At 42.9% G+C, this 5,038-nt stretch carries 3 protein-coding genes; 1 reads left to right on the forward strand and 2 read right to left on the reverse strand.

All coding sequences use genetic code 11. The annotated features are described in order from the left end of the window. Positions 1–125: 125 nt before the first annotated feature. Together glgP and F7D20_RS11080 are read right to left on the reverse strand one after the other, a co-directional pair. A complete protein-coding gene (gene glgP, locus F7D20_RS11075) occupies positions 126–2,684 on the reverse strand; it encodes an alpha-glucan family phosphorylase (RefSeq protein ID WP_158464089.1) in 2,559 nt (852 codons plus the stop codon). A gap of 21 nt (positions 2,685–2,705) precedes the next feature. Further along, positions 2,706–4,361, reverse strand: a complete 1,656-nt coding sequence (locus tag F7D20_RS11080; protein WP_158464090.1) for a glycogen/starch synthase — start codon at positions 4,359–4,361, stop codon at positions 2,706–2,708. A 131-nt stretch (positions 4,362–4,492) separates the two neighbouring features. On the opposite strand from F7D20_RS11080, the gene F7D20_RS11085 reads away from it, so the two are divergent. Next, positions 4,493–4,912 carry a hypothetical protein gene (locus tag F7D20_RS11085; RefSeq protein WP_158464091.1) on the forward strand — a complete coding sequence of 140 codons (420 nt, stop codon included), beginning with the start codon at positions 4,493–4,495 and terminating at the stop codon, positions 4,910–4,912. Positions 4,913–5,038: the final 126 nt, after the last annotated feature.

Consider the following 5,038-nt stretch of genomic DNA (forward strand, 5'->3'; position numbering starts at 1 on the left):
ATACCTGCGACTGGAGTTAAACCAGTTAGGTTAGTGTCATGCCCGACACACAAAAGAGAATCCCATGCTTCTCATAACGAAACATGGGATTCTTAAAAAACTATTGCTATATTGCACTTATCGTATTAGTCCAACCACTTTACGTAGCAGAAGTCCTGACGATGAGGCAACTTGTCGTTCTTAGGATACATACGAATAGCTGTCTTGAAAGAACCTGCATTTACTGGCTCTATCTCAGCCTCAAAGGTAAAGTTGTTACCCTCATGACCCTTCACCTTGAATGGATAAACAGCATAAACCTGCTTGCCATCCTCTACCTGATTTTTCAGAACTACAAGCTCAAGACCTACAGCGTCGTTCAAACCCTGCTCGTCGATGACATACTGAATCTTGTACTTCTTACCAGTCTCAACACCATTGGTCAAAGCATCATTCTTTGAAACTACATGGATAGAATCCCAACGCTCGGCAACAGACTCCTTCCACAACGCAATCTCCTTAGCGAGAGCATTGTCGTTGGCGCTCAACTTCTTGAAACGAGCAGCCTGCTTGTTGTAGAACTTATCATAGTAGTCATCCAACTGACGCTTCATGGTGTAATGAGGAGCAATAGTTGCAATAGAGTTCTTCACTACCTGAATCCACTCCTTGCTGTAACCCTCCTTGCACTTGTTGTAGTACATAGGAACGATATCATTCTCCAACATATTGTAGATAGTAGCAGCATCCAACTGATCCTGATAATCCTGGTTCTGGTAAGTACGCTTCTCTGGAAGAGCCCAACCGGCACCCTCACGATAACCTTCTACCCACCAACCATCGAGAACAGAGAGGTTGACAACACCATTCATCTCTGCCTTCTCGCCAGAAGTACCAGAAGCCTCCAATGGACGTGTAGGAGTATTCATCCAAATATCAACACCAGAAACCAGACGGCGGGCCAAAGTCATATCGTAGTCCTCAAGGAAGATAATCTTACCAAGGAACTCAGGACGCTGGCTGATTTCGAAGATCTTCTTGATCAAGCCCTGACCAGCACCATCTGCAGGATGAGCCTTACCAGAGAAGAAGAACAATACAGGATGCTCTGGGTCGTTAACGATCTTAGACAGACGATCCAAGTCGGTGAAGAGCAAGTGAGCACGCTTGTAAGTAGCGAAACGACGGCAGAAACCAATCATCAAAGCGTTAGGATTGATACGCTCGAGCAAAGATACTACACGAGCAGGATCACCCTGATTCTTCAACCATGTCTGTGTGAACTTCTCACGGATATAAGCTACGAGCTTCTTCTTCAATGCCATACGGGTATTCCAGATTTCTGCATCTGAAACATTGTAGATAGCATGCCAGATTTCCTCGTTGCTCTGATCGCTCATAAAGTTCTTGTCAAAATAGGTATCATAGAGCTTGCGCCACTCTGTGGCTGTCCATGTTGGGAAGTGTACACCATTTGTTACATAACCCACATGATTCTCCTCTGGGAAGTAACCCTTCCAGATGTTAGAGAACATCTGCTGGCTTACCCAACCGTGCAGCTTACTTACACCGTTAACCTCCTGGCAAGTGTTGCAGGCGAAGGTAGAGAGGCAGAAACGCTCGTTGTGATCGTCTGCATTCTCACGGCCCATACCAATGAACTCGTCCCAAGAAATGCCGAGGCGCTGTGGATAGCCACCCATGTACTTGCCGAAGAGAGCCTCGTCGAAGTAGTCGTGACCAGCTGGTACTGGAGTGTGAACAGTATAGAGAGAAGAAGCGCGAACCAACTCGAGAGCCTGGTTGAAGTTCAAGCCGTCCTCCTCGATATAATCGCAGAGGCGCTGCAGGTTGCAGAGAGCAGCATGACCTTCATTGCAGTGATAAATCTCCTTCTTGATACCAAGTTTCTTCAAAGTCAGGATACCGCCGATACCCAGCAGGATCTCCTGCTTCAAACGGTTCTCCCAATCACCACCATAGAGAGAGTGAGTGATAGGACGGTCGAACTCAGAGTTCATATCATTATCTGTATCCAGGAGATACAACTTGATACGACCTACGTTCATCTGCCATACATAAGCATGAACCTGATAGTTTGTATAAGGAACATCTACGACCACAGGATTGCCATTCTCATCCAGAACACGCTCCAAAGGAAGAGAGTTGAAGTTCTGAGCATCATAATTGGCAATCTGCTGGCCGTCCATGCTCAAAGACTGCTTGAAGTAACCATATCTATAGAGGAAACCAACAGCACACATATCCACGTTGCTGTCAGAAGCCTCCTTCAGGTAGTCACCAGCAAGCATACCCAGACCACCAGAGTAGATCTTAACCACCTGGTTAATACCATATTCCATACAGAAGTAAGCTACAGAAGGACGTTTGGCGTTAGGTTTTACATCCATATAATCACGGAACATCTTGTAAACCTTCTTCACCTTTGCCATTGTCTCCTTATCCTTTACAATAGCTTCCTTGCGGTCATAGCTCAAACGCTCCAAAAGCAATACAGGGTTGGCATTCACCTTTTCGTAAAGTTCTGGATCGAGGCTCTTGAACAAGTCACGACCCTCATAGTTCCATGCCCACCACATATTGTGAGCGATTTCATCCAAGCACTTCAACTCCTTAGGGAAGCTTGACTTGATAGTTGTCTCCTTCCATTGAGGAGCATTTGCGTAATCTGCCTTAATTTTCATTGTGTTTTGTGTTAAAGTTTTTTAGTTACGTACTTCGACCTTGCGTAAGGCAAAATCATAAGCTTTATAATAATATTCAATAAAATTACTCCACAAAGCTTTCTTGGAAAGCTTGTCAGCATTAGCCCTACTTTTCTTTACCTCAGCTGCATTGAAGTTGGAATATTCTGCAACTGTATCCTTGATAGCATCTGCCACCTCTGAATAGTTGTAATCTGTGCGATGTATCACCTTCACGCCGTCAGAAATCTCGCAATAACCACCCTTCTCGCTATTAGCCCACAAACCAAAGCCTGCCAAATCTGTAGTTATACAAGGCACTTTGAAAGCTACAGCCTCTAAAGGAGTATAACCCCATGGCTCATAGTACGAGGGATAAATACACAGGTCGTTGCCAAGAACCACATCATAATAGGTCTTGTTCACGATTCCGTCATCACCGGTAAGATAACAAGGCAAAAAGATCAATTTCACCTTATCTTCAGCGCGATTCTGCATATTAAGGTACTTCAGCATACCCAGCACGTTGTCATGGCTCATATTATTAAGCCAATGGGTAACAGCCGGAACTTCAAGCGGCGTATCATATTTCTTGCCACTGTCAAGACGTTCTCTCAAATCGGCACGGGGTTCACCCACCCAACCAGGAACATCAATGAAAGCAAGCACATTCTTCTTAAGCTTCTCGTCACGCAACAATCTATTCATCGCCTCAATATAAACATCGACACCCTTGTTGCGGAACTCATATCTACCACTGGTGGATACGATCAGCGTATCATCATCCAAATCGGTACCCATCAACGCATTCGCCACATCAAGCAGACGCTTACGGGCCTCCTTGCGCTTCTTGGTAAAAGCAGCACCCTTTGGTACAAAACTATTGTCAAATCCGTTAGGCAAGACAAAGTCTACTGGCTTGTCCAACAGTTCCTTACATTCATTAGCTGTGATTTCACTCACCGTTGTGAAACAATCCACATTCCATGCAGTCTGCTTCTCTATAGAATGCTTGCTCTGCATGTTGAGCTCTTCAGCCATCTGATCACCGTTATAAGCGAAAAGATAATCATAAAGAGGCTTGTTGTTGCCTGCTATACTGCGCCCGATACTGGTAGCATGGGTTGTAAAAATGGTTGCTATCTGAGGCAGGTTCTTCTTGATATACAAAAGTCCAAGTCCTGTCATCCACTCATTACCATGATAGATAACTTTCATGTCTTCACCCACAACATGCTTATAGAAACTCTCTACTACAAGAGCAGCAGCATAAGAGAACATAGATGCTTCATCATAATCTCCATAAGCATGGAGACTGTCTACTTGGAAGTTCTCCCACAACTTACCATAAATTTCGTTCTTTATAGTATAATAAGGAGTAAAATCTACTAATATTGCAACAGGCTCACCAGGAATATTCCAGCGACCCACTTTAACTTTCAGCCCTTCTTCGGCAGCCTGCTTTTGCCAATCAGTATAAAGCGCATAATCACTTGAGAAATAAGGATTAACCTTGTCCCTCCAACAATCTGGACCAATGAAGATTAGTTGATCCTGCAGTTTTTCTTTTAAAGTCTTTGCTCTCGTAGATAATACAGTATAAATACCGCCTACTTTGTTACATACTTCCCAGCTTGACTCAAATATATAATCTGGAAATAATTTTTCTTTTCCCATAAAATATTAATAAACACCGCAAAGATAATTAAATAATTACAAAAAAAAGAATTATTTGAAAAGATAATTCAAAAAAAAGAATGAATTCTTGATTTAAATAAATAACTTTGTCGCAGTAATTCAATATAATAATGAAAAAGAAACTATTTACTTTGCTATTTTTAGTGCTGTCAACTACATGTTTTGCACAAAATGACAGCACAATTTTCAAGGGCACACTTACCAATAAAGAGTATAATGTGTATCTGAAGATAGATTTTTACAACCAAAACATCAAAGTTCCCGGGCAGGAAATCTTTGGCGATATGGCGGGCTTCTTCGGCGACTATCAAGATGGACGAAAATGGCTGATTACAGAAGTAAGTATAACTGATCAGACAGCCTCACTGTCCATCATCAACGATTATGGCAGTGAGGATCTTACTGCAGAGCTGTCTGTTACTCCAGAAGGAAAATACATCTTTAAACAACTGAAAGGCAGCACCATGAAAATTGCAAGAAACCGCAAATGGCTCAAACTGCCCAAAACACTCGAGTTCATCCGTAGATAAAATGTGACAAAGTATGGATGCAAAGATACAAAAAAAACCTCAATTATCAAAAGATAACTGAGGTTTCTTATAAAAGGAGGCGGCTACCTACTCTCCCGCATTGCATTGCAGTACCATCGGCGCAAG

It is taken from the genome of Segatella copri, assembly GCF_009495355.1.
Lineage (GTDB): Bacteria > Bacteroidota > Bacteroidia > Bacteroidales > Bacteroidaceae > Prevotella.

Bases quoted from the DNA above. Each gene is read 5' to 3' on its own strand.
- glgP (WP_158464089.1), bottom strand. From the start codon at position 2,684: ATGAAAATTAAGGCAGATTACGCAAATGCTCCTCAATGGAAGGAGACA.
- F7D20_RS11080 (WP_158464090.1), bottom strand. From the start codon at position 4,361: ATGGGAAAAGAAAAATTATTTCCAGATTATATATTTGAGTCAAGCTGG.
- F7D20_RS11085 (WP_158464091.1), top strand. From the start codon at position 4,493: ATGAAAAAGAAACTATTTACTTTGCTATTTTTAGTGCTGTCAACTACA.